The sequence below is a fragment of the Streptomyces calidiresistens genome, assembly GCF_014141525.1.
In the GTDB taxonomy this organism is placed as follows: Bacteria; Actinomycetota; Actinomycetes; order Streptomycetales; family Streptomycetaceae; genus Streptomyces; species Streptomyces calidiresistens.
The window spans coordinates 1-439 of record NZ_VKHS01001574.1 but is presented as its reverse complement, the minus strand read 5'-3'; the positions used below and the strand labels follow the sequence as shown (position 1 = coordinate 439).

Below are 439 nucleotides of genomic sequence, written 5' to 3'. Positions count from 1 at the left end.
CCGGACCCGCGAACAGATCCAGGATCAGGAGGCCAGCCCGAAAACGTCCCGCGTCGGCGTGCCGGCCTCGCCCCGGCACGCCCACGGCGAACGTCCGTCGAGCACCCCGTGCTCCATCTCCTCCGCCTCCGCCGCATCACCGCGCAGGGCGGCACGCTCGGCGGTGACGTGGTCGATCGGCGTCCGGTCCAGCGGTACGCGCGAACGGTGGAGAAAGGCCTGGCCGAGCAGCCGGTTGCCGGTGGCATTCGCACGAGCATTGCCCTTGCGTATCGCGGCATCGAACTCCAGGACTTTCTGCCGCTCCTCGGGGTCGGCGCCCCGGTCGTGGGGCGGTGGGGAGTTGCGATGCGAGGAGAAGTGGGGCGAGGGGTGATTCACGGGGCGGCCCTTCTGCGGAGGGAAAGGTCGGGATTCGGAGCAGCGGGTGGTCTTTGAG

At 70.4% G+C, this 439-nt stretch carries 1 protein-coding gene; it reads right to left on the bottom strand.

Annotated features, from left to right (window positions below; all coding sequences use genetic code 11):
• Positions 1 to 24: 24 nt before the first annotated feature.
• A complete protein-coding gene (locus FOE67_RS28325) occupies positions 25 to 381 on the bottom strand; it encodes a hypothetical protein (RefSeq protein ID WP_323385667.1) in 357 nt (118 codons plus the stop codon).
• Positions 382 to 439 lie beyond the last annotated feature (58 nt).